This window comes from Pseudomonas sp. 43NM1 (assembly GCF_002836905.1).
Taxonomy (GTDB): domain Bacteria; phylum Pseudomonadota; class Gammaproteobacteria; order Pseudomonadales; family Pseudomonadaceae; genus Aquipseudomonas; species Aquipseudomonas prosekii.
In genome coordinates this window covers 51,398-73,785 of sequence record NZ_MKGS01000173.1, presented here as the reverse complement: position 1 = coordinate 73,785, position 22,388 = coordinate 51,398, and the positions used below count along the sequence as shown (strand labels likewise).

Sequence of the window (22,388 nt, the reverse complement as noted above, 5' to 3'; positions counted from 1 at the left end):
GCAAGCAATGGGCGGGGTGTTTGGGAAATAGGTGATCGGCTTTGGATCGCCCCCTCACCCTAACCCTCTCCCCAAAGGGGCGAGGGGACTGACCGAGTTGTTTTTCGAATTACGTCGACCTGTAATACCGAGCCGAACTCAGGTTCTGAATGTCCCCGATCAGCTCGCTTTCCCCCTCTCCCTAAAGGAGTGAGGGGACTGAGCGAGTGGTTTTTCGAATTACGTCGACCTGAAATACCGAGCCGAACTCAGGTTCAGAAAAGCCCCCGATCAGCTCCCTTTCCCCTCTCCCCAAAGGGGCGAGGGGACTGAGCGAGTGGTTTTTCGAATTACGTCGACCTGAAATACCGAGCCGAACTCAGGTTCAGAAAAGTCCCCGATCAGCTCCCTTTCCCCCTCTCCCCAAAGGGGCGAGGGGACTGACCGAGTGGTTTTTCGAATTACGTCGACCTGAAATACCGAGCCGAACTCAGGTTCAGAAAAGTCCCCGATCAGCTCCCTTTCCCCCTCTCCCCCATGGGGAGAGGGCTGGGGTGAGGGGTGGCTCTTGGAAGTGCCACCTGTTCAGAGCGAGTAGCCGATCAGATCAAGCCGAGCAATCCGGTCGGCATCAGCGCGTAGTAGGCCAGTCGCGGGATCAGCCAGCTCTGCAGCAGTTGGATAACGATAAACGCGAAGATCGGCGAGATATCCAGGCCACCGAGATTCGGAATGATCCGGCGGAACGGTGCCAGCACCGGCTCAGTGATCTGCGCTACCAGCTCGGCGCCCGGATTGTGGCTGCCCGGTGCGACCCACGAGAGAATCACGCTGATGATCATCGCGTAGAAAATGATGTTCAAGAACAGCGAGAACAGCGCAATCAGCGCCCACGGCAGCAGGAACAGCCAGTTCACCATGAAGCCTTTGAGCAACAGGATCACCGCGATCAGCAGCATTTGCAGGATCAGCGCCAGCACCAGCGACGACATGTCCAGGCCGAACATGCTCGGGATCACCCGGCGCAGCGGTTTGAGCAGCGGTTGCGTGGCTTTGACGATGAACTGGCAGAGCGGGTTGTAGAAGTTCGCGCGAACCAGTTGCAGGATGAAACGCAAGAGCACGATCAGCAGGTACAGGCTGCCCAAGGTCTTGATGATGAAAATGGCAGCGTCATTGAGTCCGAGCATCATTGATTCCTTTGTAAGAGCTGATTAACGCCCAAGTTGCTCGGCCATCTCGGCCGAGCGCTGTGCGGCGGCGCCGAGTGCTTTTTCGACCAGGGCTTCGAAGCCATTGGCCTGGAACGACTTGATCGCGGCTTCCGTGGTGCCCGCAGGCGAGGTCACACGGCGACGCAATTCTGCGGCGTCGACGTCACTGGCGACCGCCATGTGCGCGGCGCCCAAGGCGGTTTGCACGGTCAACTGGGCGGCGATGTCTGCCGGCAAACCGAGTTTGACCCCGGCCGCCGTCATCGCTTCGATCAGCAAAAAGAAGTACGCCGGGCCGCTGCCGGAAACAGCGGTGACCGCGTCCAGTTGCTGCTCTTCGTCCAGCCACAACGCCAAACCGACGGCGGACAACAGCTCCTGCGCCTGTTGGCGTTGCTCGGCGTCGACTTCGGCGGTCGCGTACAAACCGCTCACGCCCTGACGCAGCAGCGCCGGGGTGTTGGGCATGCACCGCACAATCGGTTGCGCGCCGAGCCAGTTTTTCATGCTCGCGCAGGTAATACCGGCGGCAATCGACACCACCAGTTGATGCGGTTTGAGGCTTGGGCGGATCGCTTCGCACACGGCTTTCATCGCTTGCGGCTTGACCGCCAGGACCACGACGTCGGCGCCTTCAATCGCTTCGGCGTTGTCGGCGAACACTTCGATGCCGTGTTCCGCACTCACGCGAGCGCGGGTGTCGGCGCCGGGATCGCTGGCGCGGATGTGCGCCGCGTCCAGACCCTTGGCGCGCATGCCGCCGATAAGGCTGGCGGCCATGTTGCCGGCACCGATAAATGCAGTACGGGTTTTGCTCATGTCAGGTCCTTATAAAGAGAAGCGTGAGCCATGTTCATGGTCGAGCGTAGTCGCGGGCACCGAACAGGGCCGTACCGATACGCACGCAAGTCGCGCCTTGGGCGATGGCCGATTCGAGATCGTGGCTCATGCCCATGGACAGTGTGTCGAGTGGCTGACTCAAAGTGGATTGCAGGCTGGTTTGCAGACTGTCGCGCAAGTCGCGCACGGCAGCAAAAGCGGCGTCCTGGGCGGCGCGATCGTCAGTCGGCTCGGGAATCGCCATCAACCCGCGCAATTGCAGGCGCGGCAATTCGCTGATGGCTTTGGCCAAGGCTGGCAGATCGGCGGGGGCACAGCCGGATTTGCTCGCTTCGCCGCTGACATTCACTTGAATGCAGATATTCAGCGCCGGCATATCGGCAGGACGTTGTTCGGACAGGCGTTGTGCGATTTTCAATCGATCCACTGAATGCACCCAAGCGAAGTGCTCGGCGATAGCGCGAGTCTTGTTCGATTGAATGGGGCCGATGAAGTGCCAGATCAAGGGCAAGTCGGCCAATTCGAGCTGTTTGCTCAAGGCTTCCTGCAGATAGTTCTCGCCGAAGTCGCGCAGCCCGGCGGCATACGCCTCGCGTAGCGCCTCGGCGGGTTTGGTCTTGCTCACGGCCAGCAACTGGACGCTGTGCTCGTCGCGCTTGGCGGCAAGGGCGGCGGCGTGGATGCGCGAACTAACCTGAAGGATGTTGTCTGCTATCGTGGACATTCAAGAGGCGCCAGCGGGTCTGAGGTTCGCGGCATTCTACTGGAATTGAGGAGCGCTATGGATATCACTGAGCTGCTGGCATTCAGCGCCAAACAAGGCGCGTCCGACCTGCACCTGTCCGCCGGCCTGCCACCGATGATCCGCGTCGATGGCGATGTGCGGCGCATCAACCTGCCGGCCCTGGACCACAAACAGGTGCACGAGCTGATCTACGACATCATGAACGACACCCAACGGGTCGACTTCGAGAAACACCTGGAAACCGATTTTTCCTTTGAAGTGCCCGGCGTGGCGCGTTTTCGGGTCAATGCCTTCCACCAGAATCGCGGCGCCGGCGCGGTGTTCCGGACCATTCCGTCGAAGGTCCTGAGCATGGACGATCTGGGCATGGGCGATGTGTTTCGCAAGATTACCGAAGCGCCGCGTGGGCTGGTGTTGGTGACGGGGCCGACCGGTTCCGGCAAATCGACCACGCTGGCGGCGATGATCGATTACCTGAACAACCATCGCCATCACCACATTCTCACCATTGAAGACCCGATCGAGTTTGTTCACGAATCCCGCAAATGCCTGATCAATCAGCGCGAAGTCCACCGCGATACCCGCAGCTTCGCCACCGCGTTGCGCTCGGCGTTGCGTGAAGACCCGGACGTGATCCTGGTCGGCGAGATGCGCGATCTGGAAACCATTCGCCTGGCGCTGACCGCTGCGGAGACCGGGCATCTGGTGTTCGGCACCTTGCACACGACGTCGGCGGCCAAGACCATCGACCGTGTGGTCGACGTGTTTCCGGGGGATGAGAAATCGATGGTGCGCTCGATGTTGTCCGAATCGCTGCTGGCGGTGGTCTCGCAAACGCTGGTGAAGAAGGTCGGCGGCGGGCGCATTGCGGCGCACGAGATCATGCTCGGCACCTCGGCGATTCGTAACCTGATCCGCGAAGACAAGGTTGCGCAGATGTACTCGTCGATTCAGACCGGGGGCAATCTGGGGATGCAGACGCTGGACATGTGCCTGAAGGAATTGGTCGGCAAAGGCTTGATCAGCCGCGACCACGCGCGCGAGAAGGCGCGGTCACCGGATAACTTTTGAGGGGCCGGAAACGCCTTCGCGGGCAAGCCTCGCTCTTACAGGATTGATATGTGCCGCGAAACTGGCGCATGACCTGTAGGCGCGAGGCTTGCCCGCGAAGGGGACCTCAAGAACGACGCAAGTGTCGGATCAGCGCTGCACGACGCGCAGCTGATTCGGCTCTTTGGGCAGAACCCGCTTGGCAACCACGTAGTTCTTGGCCCAATACGGCTTCTTCAACGTATCAATGCTCACCGATTTGCCACGACGCGGTGCGTGGATAAAACGGTCGTTGCCCAGATAAATCGCAACGTGATTGACCCGACGGCTCTTGAGGTTGAAGAAAATCAGGTCGCCGGGCTTCAAATCCTTGCGATCGACTTTCTCGCCATGACCGCTGGCCATCGCATTCGAGGTGCGCGGCAGGTCAAATGTCGCGTCGTTGAACGCGTATTTCACCAGGCCGCTGCAATCGAAGCCTTTACTTGGGCTGCTGCCGCCCCAACGGTATGGAGTACCGAGGACGTTTACCGCACGGCTCAACACATTGCTGCTCTGCTTGGTGGCCATTGGCGGCACCAGCTTGCTGTTGGCGCTGGCCAACGTTGCAGTTTGTTTAGCGTTTTTCTTGTTTTTGCTCGAAGGAGCAGAAACATGGGATTTCGGTGTGTAACCATTAACGTTTGGAAGACGTTGCTCACGATTGGTGGCGTGGGCGGCCAGTGGCAATAATAGGCAAATGGTTAGCCATGTCTTGAAAAATGGACGCATTAGGCAGGGCTCATATGGGTTAGCGCGCAACTTTATAACAGCTTTTTTGAGCGTTTCGGGGCCGTTGGTCGATTCAACCTTGCGGTCAACGGAACCAAATGCGCGGTTAATGGACGCAATTGTCTGACAGAACTCAAGAGCTACAAGGCTTTGACGGCAGTGAAGGTAGCATTTGCCATACGTCGGACGCCTGTAAAAAAGTCACAAAGAATTCAACAATATTTATCTATCGCGTGAATCGAGGTCCTCCATGAACAGCTATCGACCGCCTGCAATCCAGCAAGGCACCCACAGCAAACTGATCGGTTATTTGCTGTGGATTCTCGGATTTACCGGCGCTCACCGCTTTTATTTCGGCAAACCGGTCACCGGGACGATCTGGTTTTTCACCTTTGGTTTGCTGGGCATTGGCTGGCTGATCGACCTGTTCCTGATCCCGGCGATGGACCGTGAGGCGGATCTGCGTTTCACCCCCGGGCCAATCGAATACACCGTGGCGTGGGTGCTGCTGACGTTTCTCGGGGTGTTTGGCGTACACCGGATGTATCAGGGGAAATGGATCAGCGGATTGCTGTATCTGGTGACAGGCGGGTTGTTCTTTCTGGGGGTTTTGTATGACTTCTGGACGCTGAATTCCCAAGTGTCTGAGGTGAACAACATCAGTAGCCGGGCGGGCTCGCGCTAATTGTAGCGAGGGGGCAAGTCCCCGTCGGGCTGCGCAGCGGCCGCAAAAATCAGCAAGCGCGGTGGCTCAGAGAGACCGCATTTACCGTTTTTACGACTGCTGCGCAGCCGAACGGGGGCAAGCCCCCTCGCCACAGGGTCTTACGCCTGGTGGCTGATCCGCCCATCCACCAGCGTATAACGCACCACGCCCGGCAGGCTGTGGCCGATGAACGGGCAGTTTTCACCTTTGGACAACCAGCGTTCGCCGGCCACGGTAGAAGTGGCCGGGTCGAACAGCACGATGTCCGCCGCGCCACCCACCGCCAACTTGCCCGCCGGCAGGCGCAATGCTTCGGCCGGTCCGGTGCTCAGGCGCGACAGCAGGGTCGGCAGATCAAGCAAACCGTCTTCCACCAACGTCATCGCCAAGGGCAGCAACAGCTCAACGCTGCTGATTCCCGGCTCGGTGGCGCCGAACGGCGCCAGTTTGGCATCGCGTTCGTGCGGCTGGTGATGGCTGGATATCGTTGAAACCACCCCGGACTTCACCGCCGCACGCAAACCGTCGCGGTCGGCGCGGGTTCGCAGCGGCGGCTGGACGTGATAGAGGCTGCTGAAGTCGATCAGCGCTTCGTCGGTCAGGATCAACTGATACAGCGCGACATCGGCGGTCACCGGCAGTCCGCGCGCCTGCGCCTGGGCGATCAACGCCACGCCGCGTGCACTGGTGAGTTGGCTGAAGTGCGCGCGCACGCCGCTTTGCTCGACCAGCAACAGATCGCGAGCCAAGGCCACGGTTTCCGCGGTTTCCGGAATGCCCGGCAAACCAAGGAAACTCGCGGTCGGGCCTTCGTGGGCCAAACCACCTTCGGCGAGGTCATGATCCTGCGAGTTGAAAATCACCGTCAGGTCAAACGTCGCCGCGTATTCCAGCGCCCGGCACAGGGTGCGGGTGTTGCGAAAACTCTCCAGGCCATTGCCGAACGCCACGCAACCGGCGTCGCGCAGCGCAACCAGCTCTGCCAGTTGTTCGCCGTCGAGGCCTTTGCTCAGCGCGCCGATCGGGAACACTTTGGTGTTGCCGGCCTCGCGGGCGCGGTCGAGGATCAATTCGGCGACGGCCGAAGTGTCGAGCACCGGTTTGGTCTTCGGCGGGCAGCACAGGCTGGTGACGCCGCCGGCCGCGGCCGCGCGGGTTTCGCTGGCAATCGAACCTTTGCGGCTGTAACCCGGCTCACGCAGGGCGACGTTGAGGTCAACCAGCCCTGGCGCGGCCACCAGGCCTTTGGCATCAATGGTTTCCAAAGCGGTGAAACCGGCCGGTGCCGCGCCGAGGGCGACGATCTTGCAGGCTTCGACATGAATGTCGGTAACTTGATCCAGGCCACTGCTTGGATCGATGACGCGGGCGCCGAGAATGCTGAGCTTCACTGGGCGTTCTCCTGCTCGAATTGACGTTGCGCAGTCTGTCCACTCATGGCCATGGACAACACAGCCATGCGAATAGCGATGCCGTAGGTGACCTGATTGAGAATCACCGAATGCGGACCGTCGGCCACTGCCGACTCAATCTCCACGCCACGGTTGATCGGCCCCGGGTGCATGACGATGCAATCCGGTTTGGCCCCGGCGAGGCGCGCGGTGGTCAGGCCGAACAAGCGGTAGAACTCGCCTTCGCTCGGCAGCAGGCCGCCGGTCATGCGTTCGCGTTGCAGACGCAACATGATCACCACGTCGACGTCTTTCAGGCCTTCGGTCATGTCGGTGTAGACCTTCACGCCGTATTGCTCGATGCCGATCGGCAGCAGGGTTTTCGGCGCGATCACGCGGATGTCCGGGCAACCGAGGGTTTTCAGCGCGAGCATGTTCGAGCGCGCCACCCGCGAGTGCAGGATGTCGCCGACGATCGCCACCGAGAGATTCTCGAAACCGCCCTTGTGCCGACGAATCGTCAGCATGTCGAGCATGCCTTGGGTCGGGTGCGCGTGACGGCCGTCGCCACCGTTGATGATCGCCACTTGCGGGCACACGTGCTCGGCGATGAAGTGTGCGGCGCCGGAATCACCGTGGCGCACAACGAACATGTCGGCGGCCATGGCTTCGAGATTGCGCAAAGTGTCGAGCAGGGTTTCGCCCTTGCTCGCCGACGATGTCGACACGTTCAGCGTAATCACATCCGCCGACAGCCGCTGGGCCGCCAGTTCGAAGGTGGTGCGGGTGCGCGTGGAGTTCTCGAAGAACACGTTGCACACGGTTTTGCCGCGCAGCAACGGGACTTTTTTCACGGCCCGGGCGCCGACTTCGAGGAACGAGTCAGCGGTGTCGAGGATTTCCGTCAGCAACTCGCGGCGCAAGCCGTCGAGCGAGAGGAAGTGGCGCAGCTGGCCCTTATCATTGAGCTGCAGCGGGCGCTTGGTGTCTAGAGGCGTCATCGCGAGGGGGACTCTCAATAGGGCGGATTAATTGGCAAGGTCTTGCAGTTCGAGCTTGAGTTCCGGGCCCGATAGCTTGACGCGCTCGTGGGCGGCCAGCGCCAGCGTCGCGCCAACCACGTTCGGGCGGATCGGCAGTTCGCCAGCGTCGAGGTCCAGCAGGCACACCAGCGTCACGCTGGCCGGGCGGCCGTAGTCGAACAATTCGTTCATCGCTGCGCGGATAGTCCGGCCGCTCATCAGTACGTCGTCGATCAGCACCAGATGCTGGCCTTCGATCTCGAATGGCAGCGCCGAAGGGCGGACTTGCGGGTGCAGGCCGTTCTGGCTGAAATCGTCGCGGTAGAAGGAAACGTCCAGCGTGCCGAGCGGCGAATCGCTGCCCAGGGCTTCGAGCAACGCCTGGGCGACCCAGATGCCACCACTGCGAATGCCGATGAAACGCGGTTCGCTGATGCCTCGTTTGGCCAGATAGGTGTCCAGCTCGGTGGCCATCTGGCTGATCAGTTCGGCGGGATTGGGCAGGCTCATGGTTGCTCCTTCTTGGGCCCGAGCCGGTTGTTGCCGCAGGTGGCTCGGGGTGTCGCTATAGAGAGTCGCTTATTGCAGCTCTTCAGGATTCAAACAGCGCGGTGTTTTCGTCGAGCCAGCCTTGCAGCAGCAGGGCGGCCGCGATGGCGTCGACCGGGTTGTCGCGGTAACTGCCTTTCTGGCCGCCGCGATCACGCCGTTCACCCTTGGCTTCGAAGGTGGTCAGGCGTTCATCGTGGGTATAGAAGGGCAGGTTGTAGCGGCCATTGAGGCGGCGGGCGAATTTCTCGGCGCGCAGGCACATGTCGCTCGGCGTGCCGTCCATGTTCAGCGGCAGGCCGACCACCACGGCGTCGGGTTTCCATTCCTTGATCAGCGCTTCGACCTGATTCCAGTCGGGAATGCCGTTTTGCGCCTTCAACGTACAGAGCTCGCGGGCCTGGCCCGTAATGACCTGGCCGACCGCTACGCCGATCTGTTTGGTGCCGTAGTCAAAACCCAGAATCAGTCGCAGGGCCATCAGGCGTGGCCCGCCTGGCTGGTCAGCAGGCTGAGGTTGATCCCCAGGTGCCGGGCCGCCGCTTCAAGGCGCAATTCGCTGCTGGTGTTGAACAGGATGTCGGCCTCGTACGGGCAGGTCAGCCAGGCGTTGTCGGCCATTTCGGCTTCCAGTTGCCCGGCTTCCCAACCGGCGTAGCCGAGGGCGATCACGCTTTTCGCCGGGCCGACGCCGTCAGCGATGGCGAACAAGACGTCCTGGGAGGTCGACAACGACAGCTCGCCTTGCAGCTCGACGGTGGCCTGAAAGGTCTTGCCGGACGGGTGCAGGACGAAGCCGCGATCGGTTTGCACCGGGCCGCCCATGAAGATCGGCACATGCTGACAGAGCACGGGCGGCTCGATGTCAGGGCGCAATTGCTCGAGGATGTCGGCCAGGTTCAGGTCTTGCGGACGGTTGACCACCAGCCCCATGGCCCCATTGGCCGTGTGCTCGACGATGTAGGTCAAGGTGTGCGCAAAGTTCGGGTCGGCCATGTGTGGCATGGCGATCAGGAAGTGATGCTTGAGGTAGCTGGGGCTGACGTTTTTCATGAGCGCTAGTGTGGCGTTGGAGGGGCGAACTGACAAGCTGGGGATGCACAGGAAATGCTGTCGTGCGCCCCTGTAGCAGCTGGCGAAGCCTGCGTTCGGCTGCGAAGCAGTCGTAAATAGCCATACATCATTTCTTCAGAACGACCCCGTTTTGCCGGATTGCGAGGACTGCGTCCTCGAACGCAGGCTTCGCCAGCTGCTACACAGACGGCGTAGGCCCTAATTACTGGAGAGCTTGTCACCGCGCGCAAACTTCCAGGTGCGGATGATTTCCAGTCGGTCGATGTCCGACAAATCCCCGGTGAACGGCGCGAACGGGGCGGCCAGCCGTACGATCCGCTGCGCAGCCTGATCGAGCAGCGGTTGCCCGGACGACTCCAGCACCAGGACTTCGTACAGCGAGCCGTCGCGGTTGATCGAGACCATCAGGCGCAAATTGCCGTAGATCTGCTTGCGGCGTGCTTCGTCGGGGTAATTCAGGTTGCCGATGCGCTCGACCTTCTTGCGCCACTCGTCCTTGTACCAGGCACCCTTGTCGCGCATGGTCGACGCCGCGCTCAAACGGTGAATGCGCGGGCGCTTGGCGTACAACTGCTGTTCCTTGGCCAGTTCCGCTTCAAGGCTGGCGATGTCGCTGGACAGCTGCGAGCTGTCGAACGTCGGCGCGGCCACGGCAGGTTTGGTTTTGGGTTTCGGCTCTTCGGTTTTGGTCGGGGCTTTTTTCGGTTTCGGCGCGACGGTGGTCACGGCAGCCTTGGGTGCCGCTTCCTGCACTTCAGGTTTGGCGGCGGGCGGTGGCGTGACTTTCTGCACCTTGTTGTCCTGGAACGGCGCGACCTCGGTGGTCTTGGGAATCGCCTTTTTATCCAGAGTGCCGCTGCCCTGCTGATTGTCCTGCGCGAGGAAATCAGCCTTTTTCGGCTTGGTTTCGCTTTTGAACGTGGCGAGGGTGATTTCCAGGGTTTTGCTGATTTGCTTGGGTTCGACCATCGTGAAGCCGACGCCCAACAGCAAAGCCAGGTGAATCAACGCCGCCAGAAACAGGGTAAAACCGAGGCGATCGGCCGGGCGCACGCCACGGTGGGCGAATTCAGCAGGCAGATCGGACGGGAGCGTCATAACAGAAAAACCAACATCGCGTTTTTACGGGCTCGGCATGATAACGCAATGTTGGTTTTTAGCTTCAAGGTTCAAGCTTCAAGCGACAAGCTGTAAGCGCGCGCTTCAAACTTGCGGCTTGGAGCTTGTAGCTTTCAGCTGCTTCTCTATGGCATCCATCAGCAGGCCGCCGATGTCGGTGCCGAAGGCGTTGTCGATCTCGCGGATGCAGGTCGGGCTGGTGACGTTGATTTCAGTCAGGCTCTCGCCGATCACGTCCAGGCCAACAAACAACAAGCCTTTTTCACGCAGCGTCGGGCCGACCTGGGCGGCGATCCAGCGATCCTTGTCGCTCAATGGCCGCGCTTCGCCACGACCACCGGCCGCCAGGTTGCCACGGGTTTCGCCGGCAGCGGGGATGCGCGCCAGGCAGTAATCCACCGGTTCGCCGTCAATCATCAGAATGCGTTTGTCGCCGTCCTTGATCGCCGGCAGGTAAGCCTGGCCCATGATCTGCTGGGTGCCCAGCGCGGTCAGGGTTTCGAGAATCACTGAGAGGTTCGGGTCGCCGGCGCGATGGCGGAAGATCGACGTGCCGCCCATGCCGTCCAGCGGCTTGAGGATCACGTCGCCGTGCTTGGCGGCAAATTCACGCAACACGTCGGCGCGGCGGCTGACCACGGTCGGCGGCGTGCACTGCGGGAACAGCGTGGCGAAGAGCTTTTCATTGCAGTCGCGCAGGCTCTGCGGCTTGTTGACGATCAGCACGCCAGCGCGCTCGGCTTGCTCCAACAGATAAGTGGAGTAGACGAATTCCATGTCGAACGGCGGATCCTTGCGCATCAGGATCACATCCAGATCGCTCAGCAGCGCGTCGGTCTCGGCTTCCAGTTCGAACCACTTCTCAGGGTTGGCGAAGACTTTCAGCGGACGCATCCGCGCCCGTGCTTCACCTTCGCCCTGGTACAAATCGCGCTGTTCCATATAGAACAGTTCCCAGCCGCGCTTCTGCGCAGCCAGCAGCATGGCCAGCGAGCTATCCTTTTTATAGGAAATGCTGGCGATTGGGTCCATGACAATCCCGACGCGAACGCTCATGGGTTTTTCCTCGAATTGGGGTGGTCCGGGTGGACGCGAAAAAGTGGCGTCAGAGTGGCGCTGAGTGTGTTCCCGGTCAAGGAAAAACCACCGCGAAGGCCGGCCGATAGATTGGTGTTGGAGACTGTGCTAAAAAGGCTGCCAAGTGCTGTCGGCCCTTGAGCATCAAGGGTTTCGAGCCATCAAACGGACAATTTGTTTCGCAAAGGCGACGGTAGAGCATTTATGGAACAGCATTCCAGCGCCTTGAAGGTGATGGTCATCGATGATTCGAAGACGATTCGCCGCACCGCCGAAACGCTGCTGAAAAACGTTGGCTGTGAAGTCATCACGGCCATCGACGGTTTCGATGCGCTGGCCAAGATTGCCGACAATCATCCGGGCATTATCTTTGTCGACATCATGATGCCGCGTCTGGATGGTTATCAGACCTGCGCTTTAATCAAGAACAACAGTGCGTTCAAGTCCACGCCAGTGATTATGCTGTCGTCCAAGGATGGGCTGTTCGACAAGGCCAAGGGGCGCATCGTCGGCTCCGATCAGTTTTTGACCAAGCCTTTCAGCAAGGAAGAACTGCTGAACGCGATCCAGGCCCATGTTCCGGGCTTCGCCGCCGTTTTGCCGCAGTAGGACACGAACAGAGACGCTCGGCCAACGGGCCCGGCGTCGACAAGAAGAATGGGGAAAACCATGGCACGAATTCTGATCGTCGATGATTCGCCGACCGAAATGTACAAACTCACTGGCATGCTCGAAAAGCACGGCCATGAAGTGTTGAAAGCCGAAAACGGTGCCGACGGCGTGGCGCTGGCCCGTCAGGAAAAACCCGACGCCGTGCTGATGGACATCGTCATGCCCGGCCTCAACGGTTTTCAGGCCACCCGGCAACTGACCAAAGACCCGGAAACCGGGCACATCCCGGTGATCATCATCACCACCAAGGATCAGGACACCGACAAGGTTTGGGGAACCCGCCAGGGCGCCAAGGACTACCTGACCAAACCGGTCGACGAAGACACCCTGATCAAAACCCTGAACAACGTGCTGGCCGGTTGATCGCCCGCTCATGAGCGAATCGCTGACGGCTTTCGAACTGCTGCTGCAGATCGACCAGCGTTGCCGGGTGCTGGCGGCGGATTTGCCGTCGCAGCCAATCCGCCAGGACCGTTGGAGCGGCATCGGTTTTCGCCTCGGCGAACACTGGTACGTGGCGCCGATGGGCGAAGTCAGCGAAGTCCTGCATGAACCGCGCTTCACCCAATTGCCGGGGGTAAAACCCTGGGTCAAGGGTGTCGCCAACCTGCGCGGGCGGTTGCTGCCGATCATGGATTTGTCCGGTTTTTTTGCGGATCAGGAGCCGGGCCATGAGCCATCGGCGGTGCGCAAGCAGCGGCGGGTGCTGGTGGTGGAATATAAAGAGGTGTTTGCCGGGTTGATGGTCGATGAAGTCTACGGTTTGCAGCATTTCGCCCAGGACAGCCTGCAAGCACTGCCGGCCAATGCACTGAGCGCGACGATGGCCGGGTTCGTCAGCGGCCACTTTCAGCGCGAGCAGAGCTGGCAAGTGTTCAGCCCGTTTGCGTTGGCGCAGTCCCAGGACTTCATGCATGTCGCGGTTTGATCCTCTGTAGGAGCGAGGCTTGCCCGCGAAGGCGGTTATTCATTCAACATTAATGTCGACTGACACGACGCCTTCGCGGGCAAGCCTCGCTCCTACAGGGGTGGGTTGAATTGGGCAGTACAGGCGAGGACCGATGACAAAAGCAAAAACAGGCAAGCCAGAAGGGTCGCGCAGTCGTTCGCAGATCATCGTGCTGTTTATCGCGCTGATCATCTTCATCATGCTGCTGTTCGCCAACTTCGCTTACCTCAACACCCAGGCCACCTACGACAAACAGTACATCGGCCACGCCGGTGAGCTGCGCGTGCTCTCGCAACGCATTGCCAAAAACGCCACCGAGGCCGCCGCCGGCAAGGCTGCCGCGTTCAAGTTGCTCAGCGATGCGCGCAACGACTTTGCCCAGCGCTGGGGTTACCTGAAGAAGGGCGACCCGAACACCGGCCTGCCGCCCGCGCCATCCATCGTGCGCCCGCAAATGCGCGCGGTGCAGCTGGATTGGGAGCACTTGCTGAAAAACACCGACGCGATTCTCTCCAGCGAACAAACCGTCTTGTCGCTGCACCAGGTCGCCGCGACCCTGGCCGAAACCGTGCCGCAGTTGCAGGTCGAGTACGAAAAAGTCGTCGAAATACTCCTGCAACGCGGCGCCCCGGCTGCGCAAGTGGCGATGGCCCAACGTCAGTCGCTGCTGGCCGAACGCATCCTCGGCGCGGTCAACACCGTATTGTCCGGCGACGAAAACTCGCAGCAAGCCGCCGACGCCTTTGGCCGCGATGCCGCGCGTTTCGGCCAGGTGCTCAACGGCATGTTGCAGGGCGACCCGGCGCTGCGCGTCAGCCAGGTGGAAGACAAGGACGCCCGCGCGCGCCTGACGGAAATTTCCGAGCTGTTCGAATTCGTCTCCGGCTCGGTGGATGAAATCCTCGAAACCTCGCCCGAACTGTTCAAGGTTCGCGAAGCGGCCACCAGCATTTTCACCCTCTCGCAAACCCTGCTCGACGAAGCCTCGCACCTGGCCAGTGGTTTCGAAAACCTCGCGGGCGGGCGCAACACCGACACCATCGGCGGTTATGTATTGGGCCTGTTGGCGCTGATGTCGATCATCCTCATCGGCCTGGTGATGGTTCGGGAAACCAACCGCCAGTTGCAGGAAACCGCCGAGAAAAATGAGCGCAACCAGAACGCGATCATGCGTTTGCTCGACGAGATCGAAGATCTTGCCGACGGCGACCTCACCGTGACGGCCTCGGTCACCGAAGACTTCACCGGGACCATCGCCGACTCGATCAACTATTCCGTCGACCAACTGCGCGATCTGGTGGCGACCATCAACCTCACCGCCGGCCAGGTCGCCGCCGCCGTGCAGGAAACCCAGGCCACCGCGATGCATCTGGCGCAGGCTTCCGAGCATCAGGCGCAACAGATCAGCGAAGCGTCCACGGCGATCAACGACATGGCGCAATCGATCGATCAGGTCTCGGCCAACGCCGCCGAATCCTCTGCGGTGGCCGAGCGTTCGGTGGAAATTGCCAACAAGGGTAACGAGGTGGTGCACAACACCATCCACGGCATGGACAACATTCGCGAACAGATTCAGGACACCGCCAAACGCATCAAGCGGCTGGGCGAGTCGTCGCAGGAAATCGGCGACATCGTCAGCCTGATCGACGACATTGCCGACCAGACCAACATTCTTGCGCTCAACGCGGCGATCCAGGCCTCGATGGCCGGTGATGCCGGGCGCGGTTTTGCCGTGGTCGCCGATGAAGTGCAGCGCCTGGCCGAGCGCTCATCCGCCGCGACCCGCCAAATTGAAACGCTGGTCCGGGCGATCCAGACTGACACCAATGAAGCGGTGATTTCGATGGAGCAGACCACCACCGAAGTGGTGCGTGGCGCGCGACTGGCGCAGGATGCCGGGGTGGCGCTGGAAGAGATCGAAGGGGTTTCGAAAACCCTCGCGGCGCTGATCCAGAGCATTTCCAACGCGGCGCAGCAACAGACGTCGTCGGCCGGGCAGATTTCCCTGACCATGAACGTGATCCAGCAGATCACCTCGCAGACGTCGTCCGGCTCCACGGCGACCGCCGAAAGCATCGGCAACCTGGCGAAAATGGCCAGTCAACTGCGCCGCTCGGTGTCGGGTTTCACCTTGCCGGCCGAGCCCAGGCCGGCCACGGACAACGCTTGAACCGCCTGCGGGCGTAAGCAGAACAGATTGGAGTGGTTATGGGTGATCGGCACGACTATGTGGCCCTCGAATGGGTCAAAGGCGAGATTGCCGAAACGCTGAAGCAGGCTCATCAGGCACTGGAACTGTTGCTTGATGACCCGCAGGCGACGCAAGCGCTGGACGATTGCCTGGCGTGCATCCATCAGGTTCACGGCAGTTTGCAGATGGTCGAATTCTACGGCGCGGCGCTGCTCGCCGAAGAAATGGAACAACTGACCGCAGCCTTGCAACACGACCGCGTCAATCATCGCGAGGAAGCCATTCACCTGTTACGCCAGGCGCTCGGCCAGTTGCCGAATTACCTCGACCGGGTGCAAAGCGCGCGCCGTGACTTGCCGCTGGTGGTGCTGCCGTTGATCAACGATCTGCGCAGTGCGCGCGGTGAAAGCCTGCTGTCGGAGACCAGCCTGTTCAGCCCGCAACTGCCGGAATTGCCGGCGCTGGATGACGATGAACTGGCGCTGCTGGAACCGGAAAAGTTCGCCGATGTGCTGCGCAAGTTGCGGCAAATGCTGCAAATGGCCCTGGTCGGTTTGCTCCGTGAACAGGACGGCGAAACCAATCTGGATTACCTGAGCAAAGTCTTCGCCAGGCTTGAAGCGCTGTGCGCCGATGCGCCGCTGAGCCCGTTGTGGCAAGTCGCTTCGGCGTTGGTCGAAGGCCTGCGCAACGGCGCGATTGCCAACAGCCCGGCGCTGCGCAGCTTGTTCAAGGACGCCGACAAGGAGCTCAAGCGTCTGCTCGAACAAGGCATGCCCGGCGTCAATCAGGCGCCGCCGCCGGAGCTGTTGAAAAGTCTATTGTTCTACATTGCCAAAGCCGAACATCCCACCGGGCAGATGCTGACCATGAAAGATCGCTACGGACTGGACGATGCGCTGCCCGACAGCGCGATGCTCGACGAAGAACGCGCGCGCCTCGCCGGCTCTGACCGCGACGCGATGCGCTCGGTGCTCGCCGCGCTGTGCGAAGAGCTGGTGCGGGTCAAGGAACGCCTCGACCTGTTCGTGCGCAGCGACCGCCAGCACACCTCCGACCTCGACAGCCTGCTGTCGCCCCTGCGGCAAATCGCCGACACCTTGGCGGTGCTCGGTTTTGGCCAGCCACGCAAGGTCATCATTGACCAATTGGCGGTGGTGTTGAGCCTGGTCCAGGGTCAGCGCGAACCCAACGACGCGATCCTGATGGACGTTGCCGGCGCCTTGCTTTACGTCGAAGCGACGCTGGCCGGAATGGTCGGCACCGTCGAGCCGGAGAGCCAGGAAGACAGCCGTCTGCCGACCACCGACCTGACGCAGATTCACCAGATTGTCATTCGTGAAGCGCGGATTTGCCTGCAACAAGCCAAGGACATCATCGTTGACTACATCGACGCTGACTGGGACCGCGCGCAACTGCAACCGCTGCCGGACTTGCTCACGCAGGTACGGGGCGCGCTGGCGATGATTCCGCTGAGCCGCGCCGCGAGCCTGATCGAGGCCTGCAACGACTTCATCCGCGAACACCTGCTGGTCGACACCGACCACCCCGGCTGGCAGCAACTCGACCACCTCGCCGACGTCATCACCAGCATCGAGTATTACCTCGAACGCCTGAACGACGACCCGCAAGCGCCGGGCGAACAGTTGCTGGATGTCGGCGAAAACGGTCTGGCGTTGCTCGGGTTTTTTCCCAGTGAAAAACGTGGGCCGGGGCCAACTGTGCCGCTGCTCGAAGACGTGCTCAGTGCCGATGACGCGCAGGCGCTGCAGGACATGCAGGACCTGCAGCAAATCGACGACCCCACCGTAGCGCAGTCGCTGGCGGCAGTGCTGGCGAGCCCGATGTCGGCGGTCAATCCGCCCGCGCTGAACACGCCTGGCAGCCTGTTGCCGCCGCCCGCTGGCGAAGAACCGGTGGACGATGAGCTGCGCGAAGTGTTCCTCGAAGAGACCGACGAAGTCCTCGACGTGCTGCGCGAATACCTGCCGCGCTGGGCGGCCGATACCGCCGACAAACCGGCCTTGAGCGAACTGCGCCGGGCTTTCCACACGTTGAAGGGCAGTGGCCGCATGGTCCGCGCGCTGGTTCTCGGCGAACTGGCCTGGGCCGTGGAAAACCTGCTCAATCGCGTGCTCGAACACAGCGTCGCGCCCGGCCCGGCGGTCGAGCAATTGCTCGGCGATGCGCTGCAATTGCTGCCGGAACTGGTCAGCGAATTCGCCGCCAACGCGCAACGTCAGCGCAACGATGTCGACCGTTTGGCCGCGCGCGCACATGCCTTGGCCAAGGGCGATGCGCCGCTCGCCGATGAAGACAGCCAAGACGTCGCGGCGCTGGATCCGTTGCTGCTGGAGATCTTCCGCAACGAGGCTGAAACCCACCTCGCCAGCCTTAACCGTTTCCTCGATCAAGCCGCCGAGCACGTGCCGTTGCAGGCCAGCGATGAATTGCAGCGCGCACTGCACACGCTCAAGGGCAGCGCGTCGATGGCCGGCGTGTTGCCCATTGCCGAACTCGCCGGGCCGCTCGACCAACTGGCGCGTGAATACAAGGCGCATTTGATCGCGCTGGACCTCGACGAAGTTGAATTGCTGCTCGAAGCAGAAGGCTTGTTCCGCCTCGGTTTGCGCCAACTCAAAACGGATCCGCTGGCGCAGATTCCCGGCGCGCGCTCGTTGATCGAGCGCACTCACGCGTTGTTCGATCAACGCCTCGAAGCGCTGCTCAGCGCGCCGAACCGTGGCTTGCGGGTCAAGCGCGATCCGCAACTGATCAACAACTTTCTCGCCCAGGGCATGGACATCCTGCTCGACGCCGAAAGCCTGCTGCGCCGCTGGCAAGAACACCCCGGCGAGCGCCAGGAACTCAGCGCGTTGCTCGACGAATTGACCACCCTCGGCGAAGGCGCGCACCTCGCCGATCTGCACCCGGTGGACGAACTCTGCGAAGCCTTGCTCGACCTTTATGGCGCGGTGGAAGAGAGCAGCCTGGCGGTCAGCGACGGCTTTTTTCATGAGGCGCAAAGTGCCCATGAAGCGCTGATCAACATGCTCGACGAACTGGCCGCCGGCCAGGAAGTCAGCCCGCAACCGGAGCGGGTCCGGGCCTTGCGCGGTTTGCTCGATACCAGCCTCGACCCGTCGGCCATGGGCCTGATTCGCAGCGACGGCAGCCGCACGCTGAGCATTCGTGAACTCGGCAATGCCACCGCCGAGCTGTCGCACACCGCGACGCAAATCGAGCACGACGACGAGATCGTTGCGATCTTCCTCGAAGAAGCCGCGGATATTCTCGAAAGCGCCGGCCAGGCTTTGCAGCGCTGGCTCGGCGACCCGGACAACGCCGCGCCGCTGTCATCCTTGCAGCGCGATTTGCACACGCTCAAGGGTGGCGCGCGGATGGCCGAGATCGAGGCGGTCGGTGACCTCGCGCACGAACTGGAGAACCTTTACGAAGGCCTGGTCGACCGCCGCTACAACCACAGCGCGGCGCTGGCGCAGTTGCTGCAAACCAGTCATGACCGCTTGGCGCTGCTGCTTGAGCAGCTGCAACAGCAGCAACAGCAGCAACCGTTGGGCGATCCCGACGAAGTGATCGAAGCGATTCGGCAGTTCCGCCAAAGCCATTCGAGCAGCGTCGAAACGGCAGAACCGCCCGCCGCGGCGGATTCCCCGGGGCATGATCCGGAGCTGCTGGAGATCTTCCTCGAAGAAGGTTTCGACATCATCGAAAACTCCGGCGCGGCGTTATTGCGCTGGCAGGCCGAGCCGTCCAATCGCCAAGAAGTGGAAACCCTGCTGCGCGATCTGCACACGCTGAAGGGCGGCGCGCGGATGGTCGAAATCGCGCCGATTGGTGACTTGGCGCATGAACTGGAATTCCTCTACGAAGGCTTGTCGGCGGGCATGCTGCAACCGACGGCGGCGCTGTTCACCTTGCTGCAAAGCAGCCAGGACCGCTTGGCGCAGATGCTCGACGCGATCCGCGCCGGGCAAGCGTGTCCGCCCGCGGATCGGTTGATCGAGGCGATCAAGAACTTCAACCATCAGGCTGAGCCGCCAGCGCCGGTTGTTGCTGCTGTTGTTGCTCCGGTGGTAGCGCCGATCAGCGTGCCGACAGCCGCGCCGATCGTTGTAAAACCCGAAGCACCGGCGCCGGACGCGGGCGCCGATATGGTCAAGGTCTCGGCCGAATTGCTCGACGATCTGGTCAATCTGGCCGGCGAAACGTCGATCTTCCGTGGCCGCATCGAGCAACAGGTCAACGATGCGCGCGTAGCGCTGAACGAGATGGAAACCACCATCGAGCGCATGCGCGATCAGTTACGGCGGATCGACACCGAAACCCAGGGGCGGATTCTCAGCCGCCAGCAAGTCGAGGCCGAACGCCTCGGTTACGAAGAATTCGATCCGCTGGAAATGGACCGTCATTCGCAGTTGCAGCAACTGTCGCGCGCGTTGTTCGAATCCGCCTCGGACCTGCTCGACCTCAAGGAAACTCTCGACCGGCGCAATCAGGATGCCGACAACCTGCTGCAACAGCAGGGCCGGATCAACACCGAATTGCAGGAAGGCCTGATGCGCACGCGCATGGTGCCGTTCGAACGAATGCTGCCGCGCTTGAAACGCATCGTCCGTCAGGTCGCCAGCGAGCTCGGTAAAGACGTCGAGTTCGTCGTCGGCAATGCCGAGGGCGAGATGGATCGCAATGTACTGGAGCGCATGGCCGCGCCGCTCGAACACATGCTGCGCAACGCCGTGGATCACGGTTTGGAGTCAACCGAAGTGCGGCTCGCGGCGGGCAAACCGGCGCAGGGACGGATCACTCTCGATCTGGCGCGGGAGGGCGGCGACATCATTTTCGACATCCGCGACGACGGCGCCGGTGTGCCGCTGGACGCGGTGCGGCGCAAGGCAATCAAGCGCGGTTTGCTCGCGCCGGACAGCGATATCAGCGACCGCGACGTGCTGCAATTCATCCTGCAACCGGGGTTTTCCACTGCCGAGAAAATCACCCAGATTTCCGGGCGCGGGGTCGGCATGGACGTGGTTCACGAGGAAGTGCGGCAGCTCGGCGGCAGCATGGTCATCGACTCGGTGCCGGGGCAGGGCGTGCACTTCCGCATTCGGCTGCCGTTCACCGTGTCGGTCAACCGCGCGCTGATGGTGCAGTGCGGTGAGGATCAATACGCGATCCCGCTGAACACCATCGACGGCATCGTCCGCGTGCTGCCCAGCGAACTCGAAGGGCATTACCGACTCGATCCGCCGACCTACAAATATGCCGGGCAGGACTACGAACTGTGCTACCTCGGCGAACTGCTGAAAACCAGCACACGCCCGAAACTGTTGGGCCAGAGCCTGCCATTGCCGGTGTTGCTGGTGCAATGCAACGAGCGGCACATCGCCGTGCAAGTGGATTCGATGGCGGGCACGCGGGAGATTGTGGTGAAGAGTCTCGGCGCGCAATTCGCGGCGGTGCAGGGCTTATCCGGGGCGACCATTCTGGGTGACGGGCGGGTGGTGCTGATCATCGATTTGCTCGCGCCGATCCGCGCCATGCAGACGCGCGTACCGCAACGGCGGGTGACTCAGGAACCGGAAGCCGAGCCGCATAAGCCGTTGCTGGTGTTGGTGGTGGATGACTCGGTGACCGTGCGCAAGGTCACCAGCCGTTTGCTCGAGCGCCACGGCATGAACGTGCTGACCGCCAAGGACGGCGTCGACGCCATGCTGCTGCTCGAAGATCACCTGCCCGACGTGATGCTGCTGGACATCGAAATGCCGCGCATGGATGGCTTCGAGGTCGCCACCCAAGTGCGCGCCGACGAGCGTCTGCAGCACTTGCCGATCATCATGATCACCTCGCGCACCGGCCAGAAACACCGCGACCGCGCGATGGCCATCGGCGTCAATGACTACCTCGGCAAGCCGTATCAGGAAACCGTGCTGCTCGAAAGCATCGCGCTGTGGAGCAAAACCCATGCATGAACATCGCACCAGCAACCTCACCGGGCTGTTGCTGCCATTGGCGGATCGCAATTTGATCCTGCCGAACGTCGCGGTCGCCGAGTTGATCGACTATCAACCGGCGGCGTTCGACCTCGACACACCGCCGTGGTATTTGGGCTTGGTGACGTGGCGCAATCGGCAGATTCCGTTGCTGAGTTTCGAGTCGGCGTGCGGCAGCAAAGTGGTGATCGGCGAGCGTGTGAGAATCGTCATCCTCAACGCCCTCGGCGGGCGCCCGGAGTTGAAATTCATCGCGCTGCTGGTGCAGGGGATTCCGCGCTCTTACAAGCTCGATAGTCAGTTGAGCTATGTGGATGTGCCGTTGTGTCCGCTGGAACAAGCGGCGGTGCAGATTGGGGAGCAAGTGGCGAAGGTGCCGGATTTGTTGGCGCTGGAGGAGTTGCTTGTAAGTGCGGGTCTGGTCTGACCGGATCCCTGTGGCGAGGGGGCTTGCCCCCGTTGGGTCGCGAAGCCGCCCCAAATCCTGTAACCGAGGTGTATCAGGTACACCCCACGCAATGATTTTACGACTGCTGCGCAGCCGAACGGGGCGATGCGGCGTTCCGACAAGCCCCCTCGCCACAAGGGGTTCTGCGCTAAACCCCGGCCTGAGCGTTCATCTGCAACGCCTCGTTATGATCCAACGCCCGTTCCACCAACAACTGCACCCCATCGGCCATGCGGCTGAGCGCCAAGGCTACCGAGCGGCGTGATCCTTCTACATCGTCCGCCAGATCGGCAGCAATGGCGCTGATGGACAGCAGGTCTTCGGAGGCATTGGCCAGAAGGGCTTCGGTGTCGATATCGGGGGAGACTGTGAAGAGGGGGTGTTTGCGGCGCTTGCCCGGTTTTTCTTGGGCGGGCGGGAAGTAATGGGCGAAGACGCGGTCGGCGGCTTCCTTGAGTTTTTCGGCTTCGAGGGAGGCTTGGGAACTGGTGTCAGTGTGATCTGCTGAGTCGGGCGTTACCTTGGACATAATGAGTTTCCGCTTACAGATTGGAGTTGGCCCATTCGTTATGAATGG

At 61.4% G+C, this 22,388-nt stretch carries 20 protein-coding genes; 8 read left to right on the top strand and 12 right to left on the bottom strand.

Features of this window, described 5'->3' with window-relative positions:
• Positions 1-581: 581 nt before the first annotated feature.
• The 3 genes from BI292_RS22085 to BI292_RS22075 are packed head-to-tail and all read right to left on the bottom strand — an operon-like array spanning position 582 to position 2,757.
• A complete protein-coding gene (locus tag BI292_RS22085; protein WP_092276787.1) occupies positions 582-1,169 on the bottom strand; it encodes a YggT family protein in 588 nt (195 codons plus the stop codon).
• Between the two features lie 24 nt (positions 1,170-1,193).
• A complete protein-coding gene (proC, locus tag BI292_RS22080) occupies positions 1,194-2,012 on the bottom strand; it encodes a pyrroline-5-carboxylate reductase (RefSeq protein ID WP_101209163.1) in 819 nt (272 codons plus the stop codon).
• Between the two features lie 34 nt (positions 2,013-2,046).
• Positions 2,047-2,757, bottom strand: a complete 711-nt coding sequence (locus BI292_RS22075) for a YggS family pyridoxal phosphate-dependent enzyme (RefSeq protein ID WP_092276793.1) — start codon at positions 2,755-2,757, stop codon at positions 2,047-2,049.
• 57 nt (positions 2,758-2,814) lie between these two features.
• Between BI292_RS22075 and BI292_RS22070 the strand changes: the two genes are divergently transcribed.
• A complete protein-coding gene (locus tag BI292_RS22070) occupies positions 2,815-3,849 on the top strand; it encodes a type IV pilus twitching motility protein PilT (RefSeq protein ID WP_092276796.1) in 1,035 nt (344 codons plus the stop codon).
• Between the two features lie 129 nt (positions 3,850-3,978).
• On the opposite strand, the gene BI292_RS22065 is transcribed toward BI292_RS22070, so the two are convergent.
• Entirely contained in the window at positions 3,979-4,599 is a 621-nt protein-coding gene (locus BI292_RS22065; protein WP_092276799.1) for a C40 family peptidase, read from the bottom strand.
• A gap of 250 nt (positions 4,600-4,849) precedes the next feature.
• Here BI292_RS22065 and BI292_RS22060 point away from each other — a divergent pair, with 250 nt between their 5' ends.
• On the top strand, positions 4,850-5,284 hold the full coding sequence (locus tag BI292_RS22060) for a TM2 domain-containing protein (protein ID WP_092276802.1): 435 nt from the start codon (positions 4,850-4,852) through the stop codon (positions 5,282-5,284).
• Positions 5,285-5,424: 140 nt separating this feature from the next.
• Here the strand turns inward: BI292_RS22060 and BI292_RS22055 are convergent, their stop codons facing one another.
• From BI292_RS22055 to gshB, 7 genes are all read right to left on the bottom strand, one after another.
• Complete coding sequence (locus tag BI292_RS22055) at positions 5,425-6,696, bottom strand: dihydroorotase (protein ID WP_101209162.1); 1,272 nt, start codon at positions 6,694-6,696, stop codon at positions 5,425-5,427.
• The gene (locus BI292_RS22050) at positions 6,693-7,697 is read right to left on the bottom strand and encodes an aspartate carbamoyltransferase catalytic subunit (RefSeq protein WP_101209161.1); all 1,005 of its coding nucleotides are present in this window, start codon (positions 7,695-7,697) and stop codon (positions 6,693-6,695) included. Before BI292_RS22050 ends, BI292_RS22055 begins: the two co-directional genes overlap by 4 nt.
• A 27-nt stretch (positions 7,698-7,724) precedes the next feature.
• Entirely contained in the window at positions 7,725-8,228 is a 504-nt protein-coding gene (gene pyrR / locus BI292_RS22045) for a bifunctional pyr operon transcriptional regulator/uracil phosphoribosyltransferase PyrR (RefSeq protein WP_101209160.1), read from the bottom strand.
• 82 nt (positions 8,229-8,310) lie between these two features.
• A complete protein-coding gene (ruvX, locus tag BI292_RS22040) occupies positions 8,311-8,748 on the bottom strand; it encodes a Holliday junction resolvase RuvX (protein WP_005792259.1) in 438 nt (145 codons plus the stop codon).
• Positions 8,748-9,320, bottom strand: coding sequence for a YqgE/AlgH family protein (locus tag BI292_RS22035; RefSeq protein ID WP_092276814.1), 573 nt, complete (start codon positions 9,318-9,320; stop codon positions 8,748-8,750). The genes ruvX and BI292_RS22035 overlap by 1 nt, the downstream gene beginning before the upstream one ends.
• A gap of 219 nt (positions 9,321-9,539) precedes the next feature.
• Positions 9,540-10,439, bottom strand: coding sequence for an energy transducer TonB (locus BI292_RS22030; RefSeq protein ID WP_101209159.1), 900 nt, complete (start codon positions 10,437-10,439; stop codon positions 9,540-9,542).
• A 105-nt stretch (positions 10,440-10,544) separates the two neighbouring features.
• The gene (gene gshB / locus BI292_RS22025) at positions 10,545-11,516 is read right to left on the bottom strand and encodes a glutathione synthase (protein ID WP_092276821.1); all 972 of its coding nucleotides are present in this window, start codon (positions 11,514-11,516) and stop codon (positions 10,545-10,547) included.
• Between the two features lie 225 nt (positions 11,517-11,741).
• Here gshB and pilG point away from each other — a divergent pair, with 225 nt between their 5' ends.
• From pilG to BI292_RS21995, 6 genes are all read left to right on the top strand, one after another.
• Entirely contained in the window at positions 11,742-12,146 is a 405-nt protein-coding gene (gene pilG, locus BI292_RS22020; RefSeq protein WP_008152601.1) for a twitching motility response regulator PilG, read from the top strand.
• A 60-nt stretch (positions 12,147-12,206) separates the two neighbouring features.
• Positions 12,207-12,572, top strand: a complete 366-nt coding sequence (pilH, locus tag BI292_RS22015) for a twitching motility response regulator PilH (RefSeq protein ID WP_101209186.1) — start codon at positions 12,207-12,209, stop codon at positions 12,570-12,572.
• A gap of 10 nt (positions 12,573-12,582) precedes the next feature.
• The gene (locus tag BI292_RS22010; RefSeq protein WP_092276824.1) at positions 12,583-13,137 is read left to right on the top strand and encodes a chemotaxis protein CheW; all 555 of its coding nucleotides are present in this window, start codon (positions 12,583-12,585) and stop codon (positions 13,135-13,137) included.
• Positions 13,138-13,270: 133 nt separating this feature from the next.
• Positions 13,271-15,328 carry a methyl-accepting chemotaxis protein gene (locus tag BI292_RS22005; protein ID WP_101209158.1) on the top strand — a complete coding sequence of 686 codons (2,058 nt, stop codon included), beginning with the start codon at positions 13,271-13,273 and terminating at the stop codon, positions 15,326-15,328.
• A gap of 38 nt (positions 15,329-15,366) precedes the next feature.
• Entirely contained in the window at positions 15,367-21,342 is a 5,976-nt protein-coding gene (locus BI292_RS22000; protein ID WP_101209157.1) for an Hpt domain-containing protein, read from the top strand.
• Positions 21,335-21,790: a chemotaxis protein CheW gene (locus tag BI292_RS21995; RefSeq protein WP_092276833.1), complete on the top strand. Its 456-nt coding sequence runs from the start codon at positions 21,335-21,337 to the stop codon at positions 21,788-21,790. Before BI292_RS22000 ends, BI292_RS21995 begins: the two co-directional genes overlap by 8 nt.
• Before the next feature lie 169 nt (positions 21,791-21,959).
• Here the strand turns inward: BI292_RS21995 and BI292_RS21990 are convergent, their stop codons facing one another.
• Positions 21,960-22,340 (bottom strand): DUF6124 family protein, encoded by a 381-nt coding sequence (locus BI292_RS21990; protein WP_101209156.1) that lies wholly within the window; start codon positions 22,338-22,340, stop codon positions 21,960-21,962.
• Positions 22,341-22,388 lie beyond the last annotated feature (48 nt).

Bases quoted from the DNA above. Each gene is read 5' to 3' on its own strand.
- BI292_RS22085 (WP_092276787.1), bottom strand. From the start codon at position 1,169: ATGCTCGGACTCAATGACGCTGCCATTTTCATCATCAAGACCTTGGGC.
- proC (WP_101209163.1), bottom strand. From the start codon at position 2,012: ATGAGCAAAACCCGTACTGCATTTATCGGTGCCGGCAACATGGCCGCC.
- BI292_RS22075 (WP_092276793.1), bottom strand. From the start codon at position 2,757: ATGTCCACGATAGCAGACAACATCCTTCAGGTTAGTTCGCGCATCCAC.
- BI292_RS22070 (WP_092276796.1), top strand. From the start codon at position 2,815: ATGGATATCACTGAGCTGCTGGCATTCAGCGCCAAACAAGGCGCGTCC.
- BI292_RS22065 (WP_092276799.1), bottom strand. From the start codon at position 4,599: ATGCGTCCATTTTTCAAGACATGGCTAACCATTTGCCTATTATTGCCA.
- BI292_RS22060 (WP_092276802.1), top strand. From the start codon at position 4,850: ATGAACAGCTATCGACCGCCTGCAATCCAGCAAGGCACCCACAGCAAA.
- BI292_RS22050 (WP_101209161.1), bottom strand. From the start codon at position 7,697: ATGACGCCTCTAGACACCAAGCGCCCGCTGCAGCTCAATGATAAGGGC.
- pyrR (WP_101209160.1), bottom strand. From the start codon at position 8,228: ATGAGCCTGCCCAATCCCGCCGAACTGATCAGCCAGATGGCCACCGAG.
- ruvX (WP_005792259.1), bottom strand. From the start codon at position 8,748: ATGGCCCTGCGACTGATTCTGGGTTTTGACTACGGCACCAAACAGATC.
- BI292_RS22035 (WP_092276814.1), bottom strand. From the start codon at position 9,320: ATGAAAAACGTCAGCCCCAGCTACCTCAAGCATCACTTCCTGATCGCC.
- BI292_RS22030 (WP_101209159.1), bottom strand. From the start codon at position 10,439: ATGACGCTCCCGTCCGATCTGCCTGCTGAATTCGCCCACCGTGGCGTG.
- gshB (WP_092276821.1), bottom strand. From the start codon at position 11,516: ATGAGCGTTCGCGTCGGGATTGTCATGGACCCAATCGCCAGCATTTCC.
- pilG (WP_008152601.1), top strand. From the start codon at position 11,742: ATGGAACAGCATTCCAGCGCCTTGAAGGTGATGGTCATCGATGATTCG.
- pilH (WP_101209186.1), top strand. From the start codon at position 12,207: ATGGCACGAATTCTGATCGTCGATGATTCGCCGACCGAAATGTACAAA.
- BI292_RS22010 (WP_092276824.1), top strand. From the start codon at position 12,583: ATGAGCGAATCGCTGACGGCTTTCGAACTGCTGCTGCAGATCGACCAG.
- BI292_RS22005 (WP_101209158.1), top strand. From the start codon at position 13,271: ATGACAAAAGCAAAAACAGGCAAGCCAGAAGGGTCGCGCAGTCGTTCG.
- BI292_RS22000 (WP_101209157.1), top strand. From the start codon at position 15,367: ATGGGTGATCGGCACGACTATGTGGCCCTCGAATGGGTCAAAGGCGAG.
- BI292_RS21995 (WP_092276833.1), top strand. From the start codon at position 21,335: ATGCATGAACATCGCACCAGCAACCTCACCGGGCTGTTGCTGCCATTG.
- BI292_RS21990 (WP_101209156.1), bottom strand. From the start codon at position 22,340: ATGTCCAAGGTAACGCCCGACTCAGCAGATCACACTGACACCAGTTCC.